Source organism: Streptomyces lancefieldiae, assembly GCF_031845825.1.
Taxonomy (GTDB): domain Bacteria; phylum Actinomycetota; class Actinomycetes; order Streptomycetales; family Streptomycetaceae; genus Streptomyces; species Streptomyces lancefieldiae.
Window position 1 is genome coordinate 241,498 of sequence record NZ_JAVRFH010000009.1, and the last position, 21,995, is coordinate 263,492.

The following is a 21,995-nucleotide window of genomic DNA, read 5'->3' on the forward strand; positions in this document are numbered from 1 at the left end:
CCCACGCGGCCCCGAGCCGGGCGGACGCTGTTGGCGAATCGGCCGGACAGCCGTCGGGTGCCCGTCCTGGCCAGTCGTCGACCTGCGGTGGATTCGCCAACAGTGTCCCGGGCGCACGGGGCCGCTGGGCATTCCGGCGGACTCATGAGGTATTTCGGGCAGACGGCTCTCGTGCGGATCGGCTGTCGGTGTCAGAGCCGGCGGGTCCTCGTCCGCTGCCGTTTCGTTCCCCGGAGGTGGTCCTGCCGAGAACGACTCCCGCCAGGACCAGTGTCAGTCCGCCCAGTTGCTGAACGGTCAGTACCTCGGAAGCGATCACGGTGCCTATCAGTACGCCTGTGACGGGATTGAGCAGTCCGAGCAGACCCACGGTCCCCGCGGGCAGATGCCGCAGTCCGGGGCGAGGCGGGCAGGAACGGGGCCGCCCCTGGACCTCACCGTCGCGGAGCCCGCGGCCCCCTTCGCCGAACTGCTCCAAGCCGTGCGGGAAGCGACCGACGCGCTGCCCGCCGCGCTGCTGGGGGAATCCTCCGGGGGCAGTGGTCCGTCGGCGCTGCACACAGCCGTCGCCGATGCCTACGAAGCCCAGGGGCTCGCGACCGGCAGTGGGCACCTCCTGTTGACCAGCGGCGGCGACGCCGTGCTGACCCTGCTCAGCACGGCGTACCTGCGGCCCAACAGCAGGGTCGTCCTGGACTCCCCCACCTACCCTGGGGCGCTCACCCTGTTCCGGAGCGCGGGCGCCCGCCTCGTCTCCCAGCCCCTCACCCCCATCGGCTGGGACGTCCCCGCCCTGGACCGCACCCTCACGACAGCCCGGCCGGCCCTGACCTACCTGGTCACGGACTTCCACAACCCCGCCGGCCTGCTGATGCGGGACGAGGACCGCGTTGAACTCAGGCGGCGGCTGCACTCCCACGACACCCTGGTCGTCTTCGACGAGACCATGCGGGACCTGGACCTGCGCGAGGCCGCCGCCCCGCCACCCGGCGTCGCGGCACGCGCCGGTGACCGGCATCTCGTGTACGTGGGCTCCTTGAGCAAGTCACTGTGGCCGGGCCCGCGCGTGGGCTGGATCCGCGCCCACCCGGACATCGTCCGCCGACTGGCGGCGCTCCCGCTCGCGGCCGCGCTCGCCCCCTCGCCGATCGACCGGCTCGTCGCCACCCGGCTCCTGGAACGCAGGCAAGCGGTCCTCGACCGCCGACGCGCACAACTGGTGCACCAGCGGGACCACTTGGCCGCGCGACTGTCGGCGCTGCCGTGGTGCCGCTTCCAAGTACCACAAGGCGGACTGTTTCCTGTGGCTCGAACTCCTCGACGCCGACTCCCGGCGGCTGGCCGACCTGGCAGCCACCGCGCAACCCGGCCCTCACGCCGGGCTTCCACTTCTCCCCCGACGGCACCCTGGACCGCTACCTGCGGCTTCCCTTCACCCTCCCGCCCGAGGTCATCGACACTGCGGTCGACAGACTCACCGAGGCTCATGCTGCCCTGCAGGACACCCGCCGACCGCCGCCCGCGCCCCGGACCGCCCTCATCCCGGGTGCGGCCCGGGGGTCCCGGAGCCGGCTATGCCGCGCTCGGCGGGGTTGACTGGAAGTGGCGGCGGCGCGCGCGGAGGAAGGGCACCGTGCTGCTGAGCAGGACCAGGAGCAGGACAACCACGCCCACGGGGGTGAGCTGGACCGTCACCTGCAGCGTGGTGGGCAGCACGGCCACCGCCACTCCCGCGACGGTCAACCGGTTACGCGTGCCCAAGAGCAGGACGATCGCGAGGACCCCGGCCCACAGCGGGCCGACGACGCCGAGAACGCCCAGCGCAAAGGGGTAGTACGTTTCGACGAGCTGCACGCCTGACAGCAGGACGGCCGCCAGGGCGGTGGTTCCCGTGATCGTGCGGCGTTGTGACAGGGAGGGGCCGAGCAGATCCCTGGGTGCGGCGAGGACGACGGCGCCGGTGAGCAGCGGCACCGCCAGTCGGATCACTGCGATCGAGGGGGTGCCGTGGAAGCCGGAGGAGGAGAACGCGGCCAGCAGGACGTCGGCCAGGCACAGCACCATCGCCGGCACGACCAGTGCACGGGCCACGGTCCAGCGCCCGGTCCAGACAGCCGCGAGCGCCGCCAGCCAGAGCAGCGGCGTGAGGCCCGTGTTGGCCAGGCTCAGCACATTCGGGAGCGAGGACGCCGGCAAGGTCCGGGCACCGGGGGCGAAGAGCCACAACAGGCCCGCCAGGAAGCTACCCGTCGCCACGGCGACGGCCAGCGGGGCCGCCTGCGCCAGGACCTGACCCGCCATCCGGTCGGAGCCCAGGCCGGTGCGACGCCGCAGGCCATGGCCGGCGACATCGAGCGCCTCGCGCAGCCGACCGAGCGGGCCGGCATCCTGCGTCGCCTCGGTATAGATCGCGGTCAACTCGGCCTCGTGCTCAGCGCGGTAGGCGGCCGGATGGAGGCGCAGCGCCCAGCGGAACGCGAGTGAGCTGTGCTGCCGCGTCATGCCAGGGCCCCCTTCGGGCGGATGGCGGGGGCACGACGGGCGGCCAGTCGACGCTCCGCCTCGGCGACGACAGCACGCAGCCGCTCCGTCTCGGCGGCCAGCACGTCCCGGCCGGCCTCGGCGAGGGCGTAGACCTTGCGCGCCCGACCGTCCACGACCTCCTCGCGCTCGACCCGGATCAGGCCCTGCTGGACCAGCCGGTCCAGCGCGCCGTAGAGAGTACCGGTGCGCATCCGCACACGGCCCTGGGAGATCGCGTCGATCTCCTGAATCAGTCCATAGCCGTGCCTGGGCTCGTCGGTCAGGGCAGTGAGCAAAAGCAGCGTCGGCTCCTGAAGCGGTCGCTCATTCATGTCACCGATATATATCAGCGACCGACATATGCCGTCGATCGATTCATCGTTCCGCCGCCCGGAAGCCCGATCCGCCTTCAACTCCCCGGCCCCCGGGGGGCATGTCTACGGTGCGGGACTTCCGTCGCCGTAGACGGGCTCCCACATGGCCTGTCGGACGGCCTGGCCGGCATCGGCCGGCTTGCGGGTGGCGACGCCCTCGTCGACCGCCGCCTCGACCACCGCCGTCGCGGTGATCGCGGACGACTCGCGCAGGTTCTCCACCGGTGGCAGCAGGGAGGCTCCCGGTGCGCCGGCGTCGACCTGGCCGGCCACCGCCCGGGCGGCCGCGAGGAGCATTCCGTCGGTCACCTTCGACGCGCCGGAGACGATCGTGCCCAGGCCCAGTCCCGGATAGAGCAGCGCGTTGTTGGCCTGCGCGATCCGGTAGGTCACCCCGTCGTGCTCGACGGGCGGGACGGGGATGCCGACGGCGACCAGGGCCTTGCCCCGCGACCAGGCGATGACGTCGGCCGGCCTGGCCTCGATACGCGAGGTCGGGTTGGACAGCGGCAGGATGACCGGGCGCTCGGTGCCCTCGGTCATGGCCTCGACGACCTCGCGGGTGAACGCCCCCTGCACGGTGGAGGTGCCCAGCAGGATCGTCGGCTGGACCTGTTTCACGGTTTCCAGCAGGGAGATGCCGCCGCCGTCGTTCGCCCATCCGGCGACCTCCGACGGATCGCGCGCGTAGGGTTGCTGGAAGTCACGCAGGCCGCTCGTGTCGCGGGTGAGCAGCCCCGGCTTGTCGATCAGCCAGACCTGTGCCGTGGCCTGCCGGCGGCCGGCACCGTCACGAACCATGGCATCGCGCAACTGGTCGGCGATGCCCACCCCCGCGGTGCCGGCGCCGAAGACCACCAGCTTCTGCTCGCGCATCGGCACTCCGCCGACCTCGACCGCCGACAGAGCCGCGGCCAGGGTGATCGCGCCGGTGCCCTGCATGTCGTCGTTGAAGATCCGGTAGTCGTCGCCGTGGGTCACCAGGATCCGGCGGGCGTTGCTGGGCCCGAAGTCCTCGAAGTGCAGCAGCGCACGCGGAAACATCGACGACGCCGTCCGCAGGTACCGCTCGATGAACGCGTCGTAGGCGGCACCCCGCACCCTGGGATGCCGGTTGCCCAGGTACAGCGGATCCTTCAGCAGGGCCTCGCGGTCCGTTCCCACGTCCAGTGACACGGGGACGACACGGGCCGGGTCGACGCCGGCCGCCGCGGTGTAGACCGCCAGCTTGCCGACCGCGATCTGAATGCCGCCCACGCCCCAGTCGCCGATGCCGAGGATCTGCTCCGCGTCGCTGCACACGATGAGGTCCACATCCTCGGGACCGAGCTGAAGCGTGGCGAACGCCTTCCCGATGTCGTCGGGCCGGTCGATGGACAGGAACACACCACGAGGGCGTCGGTACTCGTGGGAGTACCTCTCGATCGCCTCGCCGACCGTGGGGTCGTACACGATCGGCAGCAGCTCCGCGAGGTGATCGGTGAGCACCCTGAAGTACAGGGTCTCGTTGCGGTCGTGCAGTTGCTCCAGGTACACGTTCTTGGCCAGGTCACTGCCCTGGGCCTGCAACTGCTGATAGGCGCGCCGCGCCTGCTGTCCAAGCCCCAGCACCCCGGACGGCAGACGCCCGGTCAGCCCCAACTCGTCCCGCTCCGCCTGTGTGAACCCCGCCCCCCGGTTGCGGAGTGGATCAGTCAGAACGCCTGGAGTGGCTGGAGTCCGCGCGGTGTGCTCGGCCATCGCTGCTCCCCTTGAGTGCGCGTATCGAGCTGTCCCGGGGGCCGTCCCCCGTCTCAGAGGGTGAGGGTGGGGTCCTCGATGTCGGCCCAGACCGCGAGGTCGAGGGTGCGTTCGAGACCGTTGCGCTCGCCGGTGCTGACGTCCCCGGGCTCGGTGGTGGTGATCTGCTCCAGCCGGGGGCGGTCGAGGAGGTCGAGAACGGGGCTGCTGTCCGAGGACAGCAGGTCGCGGACCTGGGTCTGCAGTGCGACCACGTACGCGGGGTCCTGCGTGGAGGGGTACGGGCTCTTGACCCGCTCCACGACGGACTGCGGGAGGAGTTCGGAGGTGGCTGCCCTCAGGAGGCTCTTCTCGCGGCCGTCGAAGGTCTTCATCGACCACGGGGTGTTGAAGACGTACTCGACCAGGCGGTGGTCGCAGAACGGCACGCGGACCTCCAGACCGGTGGCCATGCTGAGGCGGTCCTTGCGGTCCAGGAGCAGGCGGACGAAACGGGTGAGGTGGAGGTAGCACACTTCCCGCATCCGGCGTTCCAGCGGGTCCGTCTCGCCGTCCAGGCGCGGTACCTCGGCCATGGCCTCCTCGTACCGCTGGGCGAGGTAGCCGCGCAGGTCCAGTCGTTCCCGCAGCTCCGGCTCGAGCAGCGAACTGCCGCCCCGGCCGTGCTGGCGTTCCAGCGCCGCCAGCCAGGGAAAGGTGCCGGCGTCCCGCGCGGCGGGGTCGTGGAACCACGCGTAGCCGCCGAAGACCTCGTCGGCGGACTCCCCGGACAGGGCCACCGTGGAGTGTGCGCGGATCGCCCGGAACAACAGCAGCAGTGACTGGTCGAGGTCTCCCAGGCCCAGCGGCAGGTCCCGGGCGCGTACGGCGGCGGCGCGGACGTTCGGATCCGCGAGGTCGTCGGGGTTGAGGACGATGTCCTGGTGGTCGGTTCCCGTGTGCCGGACCACGTCGTGGACGTACGGTGTGTCCGGCGTCGCGCGCAGGTCGTCGGCGATGAAGTTCTCGCTCTGGCCGACGAAGTCGACGGCGAAGCTGCGGACCGTTTCCTTTCCACGCAGTTGCTGTGCGGCCAGCGCGGTGATGGCGCTGGAGTCCAGGCCGCCCGAGAGCAGGACACACCGCGGCACGTCCGAGACCAGCTGGCGGCGGACGGTGTCCTCCAGCAGCTCGCGTACCCGTGCGACGGTGTCCTCCCGGCTGTCGGTGTGTACGGCGGCGCCCAGCCGCCAGTACGGTCGGGCGCGCAGGCCCGCGCGCTCGACGGTCACCACGGTGCCGGGCTCCACTTCCCGCATCCCCGCCCAGACGGCGTGGCCGGGCGTTTTGGCCATGGAGAACAGTTCGCGCAGGCCGTCGGCGTCGACGGTGCGGGGCACGAGGGGGTTGGCCAGGATGGCTTTGGGTTCCGAGCCGAACAGGACGCCGTCGTCGGTGGCGAAGTGGTACAGGGGCTTGATGCCCATGCGGTCGCGGATCAGCAGCAGCAGGTCGGTCCGTCCGTCCCAGACGGCGAAGGCGAACATGCCGTTGAGGTGTTCGGGGAGGTCGGCCCCCCACTCCAGGTAGCCGCGCAGCACGACCTCGGTGTCGCTGTCGGTGTGGAAGGAGTGACCGCGGCGGCGCAGCTCGTCGCGCAGCTCCGTGTAGTTGTACGCCTCTCCGGAGTACACCAGCACCACGTCGCCGTCCGGGGTGTGCTCGCTCATCGGCTGGACGCCGCCGGGCAGGTCGATGATGGCGAGCCGACGGTGGCCCAGAGCGACGTGCGTGTCGAGCCAGAGGCCCTGTGCGTCCGGGCCGCGGCAGGCCATCGTGGCGGTCATGGCTTCGGTGGCGGGTCGTTCGGTTCGCAGGTCGCGCTGGTAGGACACCCAACCGGAGATTCCGCACATGGGGTGAGACTCCTTGCCCTGGAGAAACATCCAACACCGTGGATGGCACCCCCCACAGGACCGTAGCAAGGACCACCGACCGGCGCAGCTCGCGCGGGGCCGCAAGGGCCCCCGGTCCGGTCCGGATGGGGCTGGTCGGGTACGGGCGAGGTCCCGGCGGGGAGAGGAACTCTCCTCCTACGCGGCCGTCCCCGACGCGTGCCGTGTCCGGCCGCGTCCGTGGGGCTGGCCGGCTGCCGCGTCCAGCCCCCCGGTCAGGGATTCGATCGCGGTGACCAGTCCCAGGCAGGAGCTGAGTGCCCGCGCCCGTACGCGGGAGACGCCGTCGGCCGACTCCGGGTCGCCGAGCCAGGCCAGCCCGCTGGACACCGAGAGCAGGTCGAAGACCTCGCGCAGCGCTCCCGGGCGTACGGGCTCTCCCCCGCCGGCCGCGTCGGACAGCGCGGCGAGGTGGTCGCCCACCGGTGCGGCGAACTCGGCCAGCTCGGGCACCACCTCGTCCTCGCGGTCCGGCAGATGCTCGGCGAGCAGCGCCGTGGCGTGGTTGAGGTCGTTGACGCCCGCCATGATGCGCCGGAGCTCGGCCTCGGACCAGCGCCCCCGGTGGCTCCGGGGCTCGTGCGCCAGCTTCCCGATGGCCTCGTTCAACTCTTCGTGGACCCGCCGCACGGAGGTGCGCAGGGTCTCCAGGCCGGCCCGGTCCACGGCGGCGACGTCCGAGTAGCCGGTCAGCACGACGGGCAGCAGGCGAGCCTGCAGTCGCAGCCAGCGGGCGAGCAGGACCGGGACGTGCCGGTGGTGCCACGTGGGCAGCAGCAGGAAGATCACCATCGCGATGAGGGCGCCGAGCACGGTGTCGGCGGGGCGCCCGAAGGCCACCGGGCCCTCCGGCGTGCCGATGTTGTGGATGAGGAAGACCAGCCATGCGGTGAGGACGACGTTCAGTACGTGCTGCCCGGTGCGCAGCAGGGTGAACGACAGCACGGCGAACACCACGACGGCGACGGCGAGCGCACCATGGCCCCAGTGGTACTGGAGCAGCCCCCAGGCGACGAATCCGCCGGCGATCGTGCCGATCGGCCGGCTGATGCCGCGGGCGAAGGTGTGCTCGTAGTCCGGGAAGAGCACCAGCATGGTGGTGAGGGCGGCCCAGAAGCCGTGCGCGGGCAGGCCGTGACCCCAGAAGTCGCCGACCGCCCGGCCCGCGGCCTCCGCCACGGTGGTGCCCACGCCCACGCGGACGGCGTGCCGGAACAGGGGGTCGCCGGGCCGGAGCGCGGCGGTCAGCCGGCGCACGCCACCGGAGAGCGGACCGGCTCCGGAGTAGAGCGCGGAGACCTCCTCGTGCGGCGCCGGCCGGTCGCCGCGCCGCAGGTCGACGGAGAGGTCCGCCAGCCGCTGTGCCTCGCTGATCTTCGGCAGCAGGCTCTCGGCCAGCGGGCCCCGCCAGGCGGCCAGCTCACGCAGGCACTCGTCCGGCACCTTGCCCGGACGGCCCGAGGCGACCGTACGGGCGATGGCCTCGAGAGCCTCGGCCACGGCACGGTACGGCACCCCCTTGGCGCCCTGCTCGGCGTAGAAGGTGCGGCGGATGCGTTCGGCCTCGCCGAGCAGCCCGTAGAGCGGGGCCGCGGCCGGGCGGGCGAACTGCGGCAGCAGCCCGAGCGCCGAACGCGCCGCGGAGAAGGACACCGAGGCGGGCCGCGCCGTGCCCACCGCTTCGGCTTCCTTGCGGGCGTAGGAGGCGAGGAAGCCGTACACGTCCGCGAGCTTGCGTCGCTGCGCGGCGTACCGGCGGCCGTACGGGGGGAGCAGCTGCGCGAGGACGGTCAGGGCGCAGCCCGCGGCGATCCACTTGGTCATGTCGAAGCCGGCGGACAGGCCCGGCGAGATGTCCGCCGTGATCAGCAGGCCGATGACCACCAGATAGGCACGGATGCCGACCGCCCGGCCCAGCGCCCACCACAGACCGCCGAGGAAGGCCACGGGGGCCAGGACGATCAGGAAGTACCAGTGGAGCGGCTGGACGACGACGCCCAGCGCGACCGCGCAGCTGAAGGCCAGGGCCATGACGAGGGCGTTGACGAAGCGGTGCCGCATGGGCGTGAGCAGAGTGCCGATGCCGCAGATGAAGGTGCCGACACTCATCATGGTGGTGGCCAGGACGTTGCCCGTGGCCCACCCGATGACGGCACCGACGGCCACCGCCAGCACCGCCCGCGCGAGCGTCCAGGGGTCGGCGAAGACGCGCTCCGTCCGGAAACCCTTGCGAACGGCGTGACTCAGTGATGCCGCCCAGGCCATGGGCCCACACTCCCCTTTCCGTGCCGTGAAGATATAGATGTATGATACACCTAATTAACTCCACGCATGCCAGGTACCAGCGTCCGCACGAGATCGGCGGGACGGCAACACGACCACGACCGCTCGCGATCACGGACGGGTGTGCGCGGACGGAAGCACCGGGACCGGAGCGGCGGGGCTCGCCGCCGCCCTGACCGCCCGCGGAGGCCCGGACGACGGCGCGTCGGGCGGCGGCGAGAACGCCGGGGCCGGGCCCGCGCTCGCGGCGACCTCCGACACCCCCGAGGGCGGCGGAAAGGTCTTCGCCGCCCGGAAGGTGGTGGTCACCCAGCCCGCGGCCGGCGAGTTCGAGGCGTTCGCCGCCACCCGCACCCACCAGGGCTGCGCCGTGAGGAGCGTTGCCGACGGTGTCATCGACTGCCCCTGCCGCAACAGCACCTTCTCGATCGCCGACGGCAGCGTGCGGAGCGGCCCGGCGCCCAAGCCCCTGCCCCCCCCCACCGTGCGGATCACGGTCGGCGGAGACTCGATTCAGCCGGCCGGATGACCGTCGCTCAGCCCCGCCCGCTCCACCTCCGCCGCCGTCGTCCGCAACGCCCCCACCGCCGCCCTGATCGACGGGCGGCGGTCGGCGTCCGCGCGCCAGACCACGTACACGTGCCGGCGCACCCGCTGCTTCAGCGGCACGGTGACGACCTCTGCGGGCATCGGATGGCGCCCGAGCAGCGGGGCGATGCACACGCCGAGCCCCGCGGCGACCAGGCCGAGCTGGGTGTGGGTCTCGGCGGCGCGGTGGCCGATGATCGGCTCGATGCCCTTCGAGCGCAGCGTGAACATCAGCCACTCGTGACAGAACTCGCCCTCGCCCCACGTGATCCACTCGTCCTCGGCGAACTCGGCGAGGTCCACCTCGACCCGGCCCGCGAGCCGGTGGCCGACCGGCAGGGCCACGTCCGCGGGGTCGTCGAGGAGCGGCGCCTTGACCAGGCCGTCGGGCAGCGGCATCGGCTTGTTGTACCAGTCGAGCACGACGGCCAGGTCGAGGTCGCCGCGCACCACGCCGTTGATGCCGCGCTCCGGCTCCAGCTCGCACGAGCGGACCCGCAGCGCGGGGTGCTCGGAACGCAGAGCGGCCAGCGCGGCGGGGAACAGCCCGCGGGCGGCCGTCGGGAACGCCGACAGCCTCAGCTCGCCGGCCACCTGCCCGCGCTGCGCCTCGAGGTCGGCCTGCGCCAGCTCGACCTGGGAGAGGATGCGGGCCGCGTGCTCGGCGAGCAGCCGGCCCGCGTCCGTGAGCCGCACGCCGCGCCCGTTCTTGGCGAGCAGTCGCTGGCCGGCCTCGCGCTCCAGCTTGGCCATCTGCTGGGAGACGGCCGAGGTGGTGATGTGCAGGCCCGCGGCGGCGCCGCTGACCGATCCGTGGCGGGCGAGGGCGTCGAGGGTGCGCAGGCGCTCCAGGTTCAACATGTAAGCGATGCTACGAGATACTCCGTGCAAATTCTCGATTGTGCTACGAGGACAGCTGCACCATCGTTGCCTCCATGAGCAGCAGCGTCACGTCCTCCCCCGCAACCGCCCGCCGCGTTCTCGACTGGCGGCTGCGTTTCGGACTCCTGTCCCTCGTCTGGGGTTTCAGCTTCCTCTTCATGAAGGTGGGCACCGAGAGCTTCGCCCCGTTCCAGGTCACGCTGGGGCGGCTGGCGTTCGGCACGGCGGTGCTCGCCGTGGCGATGGCCGTGAAGCGGGAGCGACTGCCGCGCGGGGCGCGGACCTGGGGGCATCTCGCGGTCGCCGGGTTCCTGCTCAACGCGCTGCCGTTCTCCCTGTTCGCCTTCTCGGAACTGACGATCCCGTCGTCGCTCGCGGGTATCTGCAACGCGACCTCGCCGCTGTGGGGCATGGCGCTGTCGCTGGTCGCCCTCTCCGAGGACCGGCCGACGCGGCGTCGGGTGGCGGGCCTCGGCATCGGCTTCCTCGGTGTCCTGACGGTGCTGGGCGTCTGGCAGGGCTTCCACGGCCTGGACGTCACGGGCACGGCGCTGGCCCTGCTGGCCTCGCTCAGCTACCCGATCGGCTGGATCTACGTCCGTCGCACGCTGGCCGGTTCCAGCCACTCCCACCTCTCGCTGAGCGGCGCCCAACTGCTGCTGGCCACGCTGCAACTGGCCGTGGTGACCCCGCTGTTCACGTCGGCACCGGCCGGCTTCCCGGTGCTGCCCTCGCTCTCGGTGGCGGCGCTGGGCATCCTCGGCACCGGACTCGCCTTCCTGATCCAGTACGACCTGGTCGCCGAGGTCGGTCCGACGACGGCCCAGATGGTCACGTACTTCACCCCGGTCATCGCCACGGCCGCGGGCGTCGCGCTCCTCGGTGAATCACTGTCCTGGTCGACGCCGGTCGGCGCGGTGATCGTCCTCGCGGGCGCGGCACTCACCCAGGCACGGCCCAGGTCCGCCACGATCGCCCCGGAGCCGTCCCGCCGGACGCGCCCACGCCCGAAGGCGAGGGTCGAGCAGGGCCAGGAACCGGGCGGCCGGCTCCCCACCGGGTAGGAACCGGGCGGCCGAACCCCCGCCCACCGGGACCCGGCCGAGTTCCGACCTGACGCGTCGCGGCCCGGCCGGGCCGCCGGCGCCGGGCCCCGCCCGGGCCGCCACGCGTCAGGTCGGCGAGCGAACCGCCGTGCACGTGGCGGACGACCACGCCTGGCCGACCACGGGAAGGCGTCGACGCGGACCGGCGGAACGGAACGTCACGGGTCAGACGTAGCTCCGCACCGGCCCCGGCCCCACGGCCGCCGCGACCGCGTCCGCCAGCGGTCCGATGTCACCCTCCGCCAGTGTCGAGACGGTGATCCGGATCCCGGGCGTGGCGCCCATGCGGAAGCGTGCGCCGGGTGCCACGGCCCAGCCGGCGTGCAGCAGCCGGGCCACGGCGCCGGTCTCGTCCGGCACCGGGAGCCACACGTTCATGCCGCTGCGCCCCTGCGCGCGGATCCCGCGCTCGGCGAGCGCGCCGAGCAGCGCGTCGCGTCGCCGCCCGTAGGACCCCGCCACCGCCTGCGGGTCCACCGCGCCGTCGGCCCACAGCCGGGCCACGGCCCGCTGGGTGACGCGGCTGACCCAGCCGGGCCCCAGTCGCTGCCGCCCGCGCACCCGGTCCAGCGTGACGGCGTCCCCGGTGAGCACGGCGAGTCGCAGGTCGGGGCCGTACGCCTTGGCGACCGAGCGGACGAACGCCCAGGTGCGCGTCGCGCCCGCGAGCGGGTGCAGGGGAAGGTCGACGATCCGGTGGCCGTGGTCGTCCTCGATCAGCACCGTCCTCGGGTGCTCGCGCAGCACGGACCACAGGGCACGCGCGCGCGTGGCGCTCACCGCGGCGCCCGTCGGGTTCTGGGCGCGGTCCGTGACGACCAGGGCGCGGGCGCCGGCTGCCAGGGCGCGGCGCACCTCCTCGGGGAGCGGCCCCTCGTCGTCGACACCCACGGCGATCGTGCGCAGGCCGAGTGCGGGGACGAGGTCGAGGAGACTGCCCCAGCCCGGGTCCTCGACGGCGACGGCGTCACCCGGTTTGAGATGGGCCGCGAGCACCCGCTCCATGGCGTCCAGCGAGCCGGACGTGACGGCCACGGGCCCGTCCGGGACGCCGTCGGCGTCCAGTTCGGCGCGCGCGAGCCGCAGCAGCTCCGGCTCCACGGGTTCGTTCCCGTACAGCACCGGCTCCCGGTCGCCCTGCTCGGCCGCCGCGGCGAACGCCGGGCCCAGGGCGGGCAGCAGCGTCGGGTCCGGATTGCCGTCGGACACGTCGCGTACGCCCTCCGGCACCTCGACCCGGATGAAGTCGCGCCCGGTGGTGGCCGGTGTCGCCCGCACCCGGCTGCCCCGGCGCCCGGCCGTCTCGATGACTCCGCGCTCCCGCAGGGTGCGGTAGGCGGCGGCGACCGTGTTCGGGTTCACCCCGAGCCGCTCGGCCAGCTCCCGCATCGGCGGCAGCGATTGCCCCGGCTCCAGTTCCCCCGAGCCCACCGCACGCTCGACGCTCGCGGAAATCTCCGCTGCGCCCCGCCCGGTGATCAGATATTCTCCTAGCACAAAGACAATTATGCACTAGTACAATGGAGCGCACCATGCAGGGGACCACGCGGACGACGGCGCAGTCCGCCACCACCGCCTACACGCCCACGGACCGCACCGTCCCCACCCGCTCCCCCGACCGGGCCTCGTACGACAAGGAACTGGTGCACGCGATACTCGACGAGGGCTACGTCTGCCACCTCGGTTTCGTCCGCGACGGCGCCCCCGTGGTGCTGCCGACGCTCTACGGCCGCGTCGGTGAGCGGCTGTACGTGCACGGCTCGACGGGTTCACGCCCGCTGCGGATGACGGGCGCGGCCGACCCCGGACTTCCGGTCTGCCTGACGGTGACGCACGTGGACGCGCTGGTGCTCGCCCGGTCGGCCTTCCACCACTCGATCAACTACCGGTCGGTGGTGGTGCACGGCACCGCGTACGACGTGACGGACCCGGAGGAGAGGCGCACGGCCCTGGACGCCCTGGTCGACCATGTCGTACCCGGCCGCTCCCAGGACTCCCGGCCGGCCAACCGGAAGGAGCTGGCCGCCACCGCCGTGATCCGCCTCGACCTGGACGAGGTCTCCGCCAAGGTCCGCACCGGCGGCGTGAACGAGGAGCCCGAGGACCTGGCCCTTCCCCACTGGGCCGGCATCGTCCCGCTGCGCAAGGGCTACGACGCCCCGGTCGCCGACCCGGACCTGGTTGCCGGCACCGGGCTGCCCGACTACCTGGCGGCCCTGTGACGCCGACCCGCCCCTGGGACGCACCGCGCGTCGGCGCGAAGTGACGGCGGTGGCTGCCCGTGCGCGACGCCGGCCGGCACCTCGAGCAGGTCCGGGACCGGATCGGGGCCGGTTCCGGCCGGGCGAAGCGCTCTGCTCCGCGTGACACCACGGCACGCGGGCACCTGCCACGCGGAACGGGGCCTGACCGGCCGAGCCTCGCCCGCCGGCACCTCAGGTCGCCGTTCCCCGGCTGGACAACTCCCTTTCCGGCCCGCCGCTCGCCACCGGATCCGTCGAGCCCTTCGCGGGCGTGGACGACTGGGCGATGAAGGCGCCCACCAGGACCACGACGCCGCCGGCGATCTGCGGGGCGGAGAGGTGTTCACCGAGCAGCACCCAGGCCAGGACGGTGGCGATGACCGCTTCGAGGCAGGCCACCACGCCCGCGACCTGAGGGGAGAGGCGGCGCACGGCGACGATGCCGGTGACGTAGGCGAGGACCGTGGCGATGAGCACGATCCAGGCCAGCAGCAGGGCGGCGGCGACGGGTGTGCCGTTCATGGGGGCGGTCCGGGTGAGGACGGACCAGTCCATCGACCAGGGGCGGGCGACGACGGTGAGCACGGCGGCCCCCACGAGCAGCCCGTAGGCGATGACGCCGAGTGGGTCGGGCGCCTCGTCGCCCGCGTCGCTGCCCTGGTCGGAGAGGACGAAGTAGCCGACCTGGCAGCAGGCGGCGCCGAGCGCGAGCAGCAGTCCGAGGGCGTCGAAGCCCAACCCCGACCAGATCTCCACGACGCAGGCGAGCCCACCGACCGCGAGGACCACCCCGAGCGCCGCGGCCCGCGTCACCGGCCGTCGCTGCACGAACCGCACCCAGCCGAGGACCAGCGCGGGCGCCAGGTACTCGACGAGCAGCGCGACACCGACGGGGATGCGGGAGAGCGCGGCGAAGTAGCAGGCCTGGACACCGGCCACGGCGAGCAGTCCGTACCCGGCGAGCAGCCCGGGGCGGCGGCGCAGCAGCCCGCGGTGGCGCACGGCGAGCGGCAGCATCACCAGGGCCGCGCCGGCCACACGCAGCCAGACCACGTGGAGCGGGTCGAGCCCCGCCTCGATCAGCGGCTTGGCCGCGACCCCGGACCCTCCGAAGGCGACCGCGGAGGTGAGCGCCAGGCCGAGCCCGGCGCCCTTTCCGCGACTGCCGCGAACGCTGTCAGACGTATGCACCGGCACATGATGACAGGGGACGACATGACCGTCACTCCCAATGGCACCTGTCTCACCGACCGGACGGCCACGGACCGGGCCGGGCCCACGCCGACCGGGGCCGACGGGGGGCGGACCGGCGCCGACCGGGTCAGGGCATCGGCTCGAAATGGTTCTCCGCGCGGGCGAGCACCGTGCGCGCGTCCACGGCGGCCCGGCCGAGCACCTCGACGGCCCGAGCCTGCGGGTCCACGACGAGGGCGGCGAGCAGGTCGACGCCGCAGGCCTGCGCCACCCCGCGCCGGAGGGCACGCCCGCAGGCGTCCGCCATGGCCGCGGCGGCGAGCGGCGAGAACCCGGTCACGCCGGTCACCACGGGAAGGGCGCCGGAGTCCTCCACGGCGCTCTGCCAGCGCAGGCCGTAGCCGATGCTGCGCTGTACGAGGTAGCCGAGCAGCCGGGCGATCTGCGGACCGTCACCGAGCACGACACGCACCTCGGGGTCGTGCTCCAGGAGGGAGTGCAGCAGGTGGGCCGTGTCGACCTGCCGGTCCCCGTCCCGCACCGCCCGGCGGCGGGCACCGGAGACCACTGTGGCCAGTTCCGCGCTGAACCGGGCATCGCCGTCGATGCCGTCCGGGCGCCGGCCGCCTTGCTCGCCGGCCGACTGCCGGGGGATACGGGGTTGCACATCCCCTACCTCACCAGTCCCGTCGGGCCGGGTCATCCCCGAAGGGGAGCATTTCCGCGTCCCACACAGAGTGGACCCGGGCGACCGAAATCTCCTCCTTGGGGATGAGATCACGCCGTTTCGCTCCGCCGGGCGCGCGTCGTCTTGACTCAGGTCGCCGCCCCTCCTCCGTCAGTCCTCGTCGGCGAGGATCAGGTACAGCTTCTTGCGGGCGTCACCGATGACGGCGAGCGCCTTCTCACGCTGCTCCTTGCTGCCGGTCTTCCAGACCTGGCCGAAGGCCTCCATCAGCCCGAAGCCGGCCTGGCGGATGTCGTTCAGCGCCTCCCAGTCGACGCCTCGCGAGGCCTCCTCCCAGGGTGCCTCGGGGCCCTCCTCGGCCGCGGTGCGGCCCGCCTCGGTGAGCGAGAAGAGCTTCTTGCCGCCCTCGCTCTCGCTGACGATCAGACCCTCGTCCTCCAGCAGCTGGAGGGTGGGGTAGACCGAACCGGGGCTGGGCTTCCACGCCCCTGAGCTGCGCTCGGCGATCTCCTGGATCATCTCGTAGCCGTGCATCGGCCGGTCCTTCAGGAGGGCCAGGATCGACGCGCGCACATCGCCGCGCCGCGCCCTTCCCCTGGGACCGCCGCGCCCTCGGCCACCCCAGGGACCTCCGTGACCGAAGCCCGGCCCGAAGGGGCCGCCGGGACCACCGGGCCCGCCCGGCCCGAAGGGTCCGAAGGCCGCACGCAGGCCCTCGAAGCCGCCGCGGCCGAAGGGGCCGCCCTCTCCGTGGCCGTGCCCACCGTGTCCACGCTCGTATCCGTGGCTGCGCATTGCCATCACTCCATTCAGTCGTTGATCTAACGCGATGCTTCAACGATATATCGGGACCTGTCGGTCGGCAACCCCCTTCCGAGGGTCCGTTCGGCAGTCCGCCCGCCGGAATCCGGTCCAGAACCTACGAATTGGCCTTGGCCTGCGCCTTCAGGGCCTGTCTAACGTCGGGCCATGCGCATTCGAATCGTCGACGCCTTCACCGACCGCCCCTTCGCCGGCAACCCCGCAGGGGTCCTGCTCCTCGACGCCTTCCCGGACGACGACTGGCTCCAGCACGTCGCCATGGAGGTCAACCACGCCGAGACCGCGTTCGCCCACCGCCTCCCCGAGGGGGCCGAGGCCGACTGGGCGCTGCGCTGGTTCACCCCGGCCACCGAGGTCGCGATGTGCGGCCACGCGACGCTCGCCACGGCCCACGTCCTGTCCACGACCGGCACCCACCGAGGACCGGTGCGGTTCGCCACCCGCAGCGGGGTCCTCGTCGCGACTCCCCGTGAGGACGGTTCGATCACCCTGGACTTCCCGACCGCACCGCTCATCCCGGTCGAGCCCTCGGCGGGCGTCGCCAAGGCCCTGGGCGCCGAACCCCGCACCGTCCTCGACACCGGGCCGAACGTCGGGGACCTGCTGGTCGAGGTCGCCGACGAGAGGACCGTCCGCGGCCTGACGCCGGACCACAAGGCGCTGGCCGCCCACTCCGCGCGCGGCGTCATCGCCACCGCGCGCGCGGAAGATCCCGCCCGTGGCTACGACTACGTCTCCCGCTGCTTCTTCCCGAACGTCGGCATCGACGAGGACCCGGTCACGGGCAGCGCCCACACGGCCCTCGCGCCCTTCTGGTCGGAGCGCCTCGGCCGGCTCGACCTCACCGGACTCCAGGCCTCGCCCCGGTCCGGTCGCGTGCGCACGGAACTGCGCGACGGGCGCACGCTGCTGAGCGGGCGGGCGGTGACGGTGATCGAGGGGGAGCTGCTGGCCCCGCCGGGTGCGCGGGACGCGATCTGACGAGGGGACGCGTGGAGGGTCCCCGCATGCCCCTTCAGGCCGTCGGGAGCCAGTCCACCTTCCCGGCCAGCAGCGCGTAGCCCACGAAGGCCCCGATGTCGAGCAGCGAGTGCGCCACCACCAGCGGGCCCACCCGGCCCCACCGGCGGTACAGGTACACGAACACGACGCCCATCACCATGTTGCCGATGAAGCCGCCGATGCCCTGGTAGAGGTGGTACGACCCGCGCAGCACCGAACTGGCCGCCAGTGACGCGCCCGCACTCCAGCCGAGCTGGTCGAGCCGGCGCAGCAGGTAGCCGACGACGAGGACTTCCTCGAGGACGGAGTTCTGCACCGCCGAGAGAATCAGTACGGGGTACTTCCACCACACGTCGGGCAGTGCCTCGGGCACCACGGTGAGGTTGAAGCCGAGTCCCCGGGCGGCCAGGTAGAAGGCGATACCGGTGCTGCCGATGACGGCGGCGACGACCGCCCCGCGGCCGAGGTCCGGCCACGGAAGGGAGCGGTCGAAGCCGAGCGTGCGCAGGCTCCGTCCCTCACGCAGCAGGAAGTGCGCGACGAGGGCGACCGGGACCAGGGCCGTGGTGATCCCGAAGAGCTGCCAGGCCAGGTCGAGCCAGGGGCGGCCCGGCGCCGCGGAGGCGTTGAGGGTGGCCGCCTGGTCCTTGAGACCGCCGGGCCGGGTGACCGAGCCGATGAAACTGATCAGGGCGGACACCCCGCTCGCGCCGAGCGAGAGCGCCAGGACGAGCAGCGTCTCGTCACGGAGGGTCCGCCGCGTCAGGCGCGCCTGCGGAAACGACTCCCGAGCAAACGACTCCTGGGGAATCGACTTCCCGGGTACCGGCTTCCCGGGAATCGGCTGCTGAGAAAACGAATCGTCCACCGGGCCCGCCTCCGCCATGCGCACCTGCCTCCAGCTGGGAGGTCACAGCTTGCCCGATCAGTATCAGGCGGTGCGCGGCGGGGCCGGACCGACGACTGCCGACCGGCCCCGGTGCTCAACCCGTCGGCACCGGCTCCGGCATGCCCACGGGCCACAGGTGCACGGGATCCCCCTCGTGCATGAGCTCGCAGTAGCGGCGGGTCGTGGCGGCCAGCGCCGCCTCGCGGGACAGCCCCGCCTCCAGCGCCCGGTGGAACGTGGCCGCCTGCCACGTCGCGCCGTTGACCCGGCGCCGGCACCGCTCCTCGATCACACCGAGGTACAGGTCCCGGTCGGCGGGCTCCACGCCCCACGCGTCCAGCCCTGCCTCGGCGAGCGGCAGCAGTTCGTCCCGGACGAGCACTGCGGCGTCCACCTCGGTGGTGCCGCCCAGCCGGCCACGCCGGGGCCATGCGAACCGCGCGTCGATGCCGTGGCGGCACGCGGCGTCGAAGTTGGCGGCGGCGGCCTCGAACGACAGCCGGCTCCACACCGGCCGGGGCTCCTCGGCGAGCGCGCGCACGACACCGTAGTAGAAGGCCGCGTTGGCGAGGACGTCGGTGACGGTCGGGCCGGCGGGCAGGACGCGGTTCTCCACGCGCAGGTGGGGGACGCCGTCGGCGATGTCGTAGACGGGACGGTTCCAGCGGTAGACCGTGCCGTTGTGCAGGACGAGTTCGGCGAGCGAGGGCACGCCGCCCGCGTCCAGGACCTCCAGCGGGTCCTCCTCGTCGCAGATCGGGAGCAGCGCCGGGAAATAGCGCCGGTTCTCCTCGAACAGGTCGTACGCCGAGGTCACCCACCGCTCACCGAACCAGGTGCGGGGGCGCACTCCCTGGGCCTGGAGCTCGGGCGGGCGGGTGTCGGTGGACTGCTGGAACAGCGGGGGCCGCGACTCGCGCCACAGCTCGCGGCCGAACAGGAAGGGCGCGTTGGCGCCGACGGCGATCTGCGCGGCGGTGACCGCCTGCGCCGCGTTCCACACGGCCGCGAAGCGGTCCGGGGTGACCTGGAGGTGCAGTTGCACCGAGGTGCAGGCGGCCTCCGGGGCGATGGACTTGGACGTGCAGGTCAGTCGCTCGACCCCCTCGATGTCCAGGGTGAAGTCCTCGCCGCGGGCGGCCACGATCTGGTCGTTGAGCAAGGCGTAGCGGTCGACGGCGGAGAGATTGGACGAGACCAGGTCGTCGCGGTCCAGCGTCGGAAGAATGCCGATCATCGCGATTCCCGCGTCGACTTCCCCGGCCTTGCGGTCCGCATACGCCAGCGACGTACGAATCTCCTCGGCGAGCCGGTCGAATACCCGGCCGCCCAAGCGGTGTGGAGCTATGTTGACTTCCAGGTTGAACATGGCGAGTTCTGTTTGGAAGTCGCGACTCGCGATCCGTTCGAGGACTTGCGCATTCAACATTCTCGGCATCCCGTCAGCACCGACGAGATTCAATTCGAGCTCCAGCCCCATCAGGTTCTTCGGGCGGTCGAACCGCTTCTCCGCCAGGAGTCGCTCCAGCCCCGTCAGGCACCGCTGGAGCTTTTCGCGGTATCGCTGGCGATCGGACAGGTCGAACTGACCTGCCACGACCTTCTCCCCCATGGAAGCGTCCCTTCTCGGAGCGGCGGGTTGAAGATCCGGCCGCCGGTGGCCGGTGGGTGGGATGATGCCCAGCCCAAGCGATCGATAACGTCCCCACCGAGTTCGGCAGCCGCTACGCTGTGCCGATGTGACCGGTGGCACATTCACCGGGCATGGCCCGTCCCGCAATTTCCGTTCCCGGAACTCGTGAAAAACGCCGACGACAATTGGCCGACCGCTTGGTGGTCATTTCCCGAGGTCATCGTCGTGCCCCCGGCCCGAAATACGGATGATTCCCGCATATCGACGGCCGAATGCAACCTTGTACGGGTTGCCGAAATCGGCTAGTTGAAACACAGTCTGAACACATGTCGTATAAACTCCGCGGACGAGGCAGAAGGCCGGTGCCCACGGTCGAAGGATCCTGCCGTCGAGCTGACGCGCGGCAGGCCTCACCCCACTTCTCGGTTCCCGGAGCCGGCCCCTGCCTCACCACCCCGTGAGCCGACAGCGTCGTCCGCCCCGCTCCGCCCTCGCGCCACCGTGCCTTCGATTGAGAGGCGACCCATCATGCCCCTGCGTGTTCCCCCGGCCCCCGCGCCCGCACTGCGCTCCGTCCTCACCGCCCTCTCCTCTCCCACCGCGGTCCGCGAGGCACGAACTCCCTCCCTGCTCGGCGCCCAGGGACCCACCACGCCCGAACTGCCGTTGCCCGTGCACGTCCTCGACCGGGTGACGGCCGACGGTGTGACGGCGACGCGGCTGGCCGGATGGCGGTTCCTCATACGCTGCGGCGACCGGGCGGTGGCTGCGGCGGAGACCATGCTGACCCCCGACGGCTGGGCGTTCTCGCACTTCTTCGAGGGCCCCTACGTCGCCTCGACGGAGCGCGCGCTGCGTCAGGCCGAGACGATGCCGCAGTCCTGCCAGCCGCGTCTGCTGTCGGTTCCCGGCCTGTACATGCTCACGCTGTGGCTGCACGGCGACTGCACCGCGGACGCCGCCGCCGGCCACCCCGCCGCCACCGACCTGCTGGTGCCGCTGGCGCCGACGCCTCCCGGCATCGCGGCCCACCGGCCGCACCGGGTCGCCGAGCTGCTGCCGGTCCTCACGCACCGGATGACGCCGACGCGGCTGCTGGGTTCCCCGGCCTGACGTTCGCCACTCGTCCACGCGCGCGGACTGGGGCCTGTCTGACCATTCCCGTCGTCGCCCGGAGGACGGCCTCGCGGCGTCAGGTGCGTGCTCTCGGCGTGTCGGGCGCAGAGCCTCGTACGGGATGTACTCGGCTCTGCGCCCGGTGCGGCGAGAGTGCGTGCATGGCGTCGCGAGGCAGGCGGGAATCGTCAGACGAGCCCTAGCCTCGCCGTTTCGGTTGGGGCGATGAGGTGTCGTTGAGGGGGAACTGCCGGGTGGCTGACGCGTTTTCGGTGTTGGGACATGGTGGAGACCCGGCGCGGTGGTCGGGTTCTCCAAGGTCCTTCGGGTCGTGGGCGGTCAGGGGCCTGCCGGTCAGCCGGCGGGACGGGGCAGTGCGGCGAGGCGATGGAAGGCCGTGGCCAGTTCGGTTCTCCAGGGCCAGGTCGCCGATATCCGCAAGCGCAGGCGTCGGCCGCCGCGGGTGAGGCGGGCGGCGACGTGCAGCAGCCGGTAGCGGAGCTTCTTCGGCTCGGCAGTGGCCAGCTCCCCGTCCAGCAGCAGGACGCGCGTCCAGGCCAGCAGGTCGATCGCCGCGAGGCTGAGTTCGAGCCAGACGGCGTTGACGTTGAAATCGCGGGAGGGGAAGCGGCCGAAGCCGGTGGTCTTGCCGCACCGGATGTGGTCCTCAACGCTGGCATGCCCGCGGTGACGGGCCTCCAGGAACTGGGCGGATCCGCCCCCGGAGTAGGGGGTGTCGGTGAGGAACACCTGATGGCGCAGGCCCTCGTCCTGATCGAACAGGGACAGCTGGGCTCCGGGGTGCGGCCGCTCGCGGCGCACGATGATGCGGGTGTCGGCCGGGTAGCCGGCCAGGTCGACCATGCCGGTCAGCTCGGCGACCTCGGCACCGTCACGCAGTGTCCCGTCCTGGTCCAGGGCGGGATGCCAGAGGCGGTCGGGCATGGTCCGGACAGCTCGGCGGACCGGCTCGGTGAT

The 21,995-nt window shown here is 72.3% G+C and carries 18 protein-coding genes and 1 pseudogene; 6 read left to right on the top strand and 13 right to left on the bottom strand.

From position 1 onward, the window contains the following. Nucleotides 1-385: 385 nt before the first annotated feature. A pseudogene (locus RM812_RS43025) lies at nt 386-1,306 on the top strand (aminotransferase class I/II-fold pyridoxal phosphate-dependent enzyme); the annotation flags it as partial. A gap of 266 nt (nt 1,307-1,572) precedes the next feature. Here the strand turns inward: RM812_RS43025 and RM812_RS12325 are convergent. The 5 genes from RM812_RS12325 to RM812_RS12345 all read right to left on the bottom strand — a co-directional run bounded on the left by RM812_RS12325 (nt 1,573) and on the right by RM812_RS12345 (nt 8,836). Continuing rightward, nucleotides 1,573-2,502, bottom strand: a complete 930-nt coding sequence (locus tag RM812_RS12325) for a hypothetical protein (protein WP_311572511.1) — start codon at nt 2,500-2,502, stop codon at nt 1,573-1,575. After that, entirely contained in the window at nt 2,499-2,855 is a 357-nt protein-coding gene (locus RM812_RS12330; protein ID WP_311572512.1) for a PadR family transcriptional regulator, read from the bottom strand. Before RM812_RS12330 ends, RM812_RS12325 begins: the two co-directional genes overlap by 4 nt. A 105-nt stretch (nt 2,856-2,960) precedes the next feature. Further along, nucleotides 2,961-4,637 (bottom strand): NAD-dependent malic enzyme, encoded by a 1,677-nt coding sequence (locus RM812_RS12335; RefSeq protein ID WP_311572513.1) that lies wholly within the window; start codon nt 4,635-4,637, stop codon nt 2,961-2,963. A 53-nt stretch (nt 4,638-4,690) separates the two neighbouring features. Beyond that, nucleotides 4,691-6,532 (bottom strand): asparagine synthase (glutamine-hydrolyzing), encoded by a 1,842-nt coding sequence (asnB, locus tag RM812_RS12340; RefSeq protein WP_311572514.1) that lies wholly within the window; start codon nt 6,530-6,532, stop codon nt 4,691-4,693. Nucleotides 6,533-6,709: 177 nt separating this feature from the next. Further along, nucleotides 6,710-8,836, bottom strand: a complete 2,127-nt coding sequence (locus RM812_RS12345; RefSeq protein ID WP_311572515.1) for an FUSC family protein — start codon at nt 8,834-8,836, stop codon at nt 6,710-6,712. A gap of 139 nt (nt 8,837-8,975) precedes the next feature. Here RM812_RS12345 and RM812_RS12350 point away from each other — a divergent pair, with 139 nt between their 5' ends. Further along, the gene (locus RM812_RS12350) at nt 8,976-9,383 is read left to right on the top strand and encodes a Rieske 2Fe-2S domain-containing protein (protein WP_311572516.1); all 408 of its coding nucleotides are present in this window, start codon (nt 8,976-8,978) and stop codon (nt 9,381-9,383) included. Here RM812_RS12350 and RM812_RS12355 read toward each other — a convergent pair. After that, entirely contained in the window at nt 9,368-10,303 is a 936-nt protein-coding gene (locus RM812_RS12355; protein WP_311572517.1) for a LysR family transcriptional regulator, read from the bottom strand. The two genes, RM812_RS12350 and RM812_RS12355, sit on opposite strands and share 16 nt — an antisense overlap. Before the next feature lie 74 nt (nt 10,304-10,377). Here RM812_RS12355 and RM812_RS12360 point away from each other — a divergent pair, with 74 nt between their 5' ends. After that, complete coding sequence (locus tag RM812_RS12360; protein ID WP_311572518.1) at nt 10,378-11,388, top strand: DMT family transporter; 1,011 nt, start codon at nt 10,378-10,380, stop codon at nt 11,386-11,388. A gap of 207 nt (nt 11,389-11,595) precedes the next feature. Here RM812_RS12360 and RM812_RS12365 read toward each other — a convergent pair whose 3' ends face one another. Then, entirely contained in the window at nt 11,596-12,927 is a 1,332-nt protein-coding gene (locus tag RM812_RS12365) for an aminotransferase class I/II-fold pyridoxal phosphate-dependent enzyme (protein ID WP_311572519.1), read from the bottom strand. A 35-nt stretch (nt 12,928-12,962) separates the two neighbouring features. On the opposite strand from RM812_RS12365, the gene RM812_RS12370 reads away from it, so the two are divergent. Then, nucleotides 12,963-13,652: a pyridoxamine 5'-phosphate oxidase family protein gene (locus RM812_RS12370; RefSeq protein ID WP_311572520.1), complete on the top strand. Its 690-nt coding sequence runs from the start codon at nt 12,963-12,965 to the stop codon at nt 13,650-13,652. 213 nt (nt 13,653-13,865) lie between these two features. On the opposite strand, the gene RM812_RS12375 is transcribed toward RM812_RS12370, so the two are convergent. From RM812_RS12375 to RM812_RS12385, 3 genes are all read right to left on the bottom strand, one after another. Beyond that, on the bottom strand, nt 13,866-14,870 hold the full coding sequence (locus RM812_RS12375; protein WP_311572521.1) for an EamA family transporter: 1,005 nt from the start codon (nt 14,868-14,870) through the stop codon (nt 13,866-13,868). Nucleotides 14,871-14,994: 124 nt separating this feature from the next. Next, entirely contained in the window at nt 14,995-15,534 is a 540-nt protein-coding gene (locus tag RM812_RS12380; RefSeq protein WP_311572522.1) for a Clp protease N-terminal domain-containing protein, read from the bottom strand. 171 nt (nt 15,535-15,705) lie between these two features. Then, nucleotides 15,706-16,350, bottom strand: coding sequence for a PadR family transcriptional regulator (locus RM812_RS12385; RefSeq protein WP_311572523.1), 645 nt, complete (start codon nt 16,348-16,350; stop codon nt 15,706-15,708). 174 nt (nt 16,351-16,524) lie between these two features. Between RM812_RS12385 and RM812_RS12390 the strand changes: the two genes are divergently transcribed. Continuing rightward, nucleotides 16,525-17,358: a PhzF family phenazine biosynthesis protein gene (locus tag RM812_RS12390; protein ID WP_311572524.1), complete on the top strand. Its 834-nt coding sequence runs from the start codon at nt 16,525-16,527 to the stop codon at nt 17,356-17,358. Between the two features lie 34 nt (nt 17,359-17,392). Here RM812_RS12390 and RM812_RS12395 read toward each other — a convergent pair whose 3' ends face one another. Both RM812_RS12395 and RM812_RS12400 read right to left on the bottom strand, forming a co-directional pair. Beyond that, a complete protein-coding gene (locus RM812_RS12395; protein WP_311572525.1) occupies nt 17,393-18,265 on the bottom strand; it encodes a CPBP family intramembrane glutamic endopeptidase in 873 nt (290 codons plus the stop codon). Between the two features lie 97 nt (nt 18,266-18,362). After that, nucleotides 18,363-19,880, bottom strand: coding sequence for a glutamate--cysteine ligase (locus RM812_RS12400; RefSeq protein ID WP_311572526.1), 1,518 nt, complete (start codon nt 19,878-19,880; stop codon nt 18,363-18,365). 549 nt (nt 19,881-20,429) lie between these two features. On the opposite strand from RM812_RS12400, the gene RM812_RS12405 reads away from it, so the two are divergent. Next, nucleotides 20,430-21,014 carry a hypothetical protein gene (locus tag RM812_RS12405; protein WP_311572527.1) on the top strand — a complete coding sequence of 195 codons (585 nt, stop codon included), beginning with the start codon at nt 20,430-20,432 and terminating at the stop codon, nt 21,012-21,014. A 357-nt stretch (nt 21,015-21,371) separates the two neighbouring features. Here the strand turns inward: RM812_RS12405 and RM812_RS12410 are convergent. After that, on the bottom strand, nt 21,372-21,995 hold a 624-nt coding region (locus tag RM812_RS12410; RefSeq protein ID WP_311572528.1), incomplete at its 5' end, for a transposase.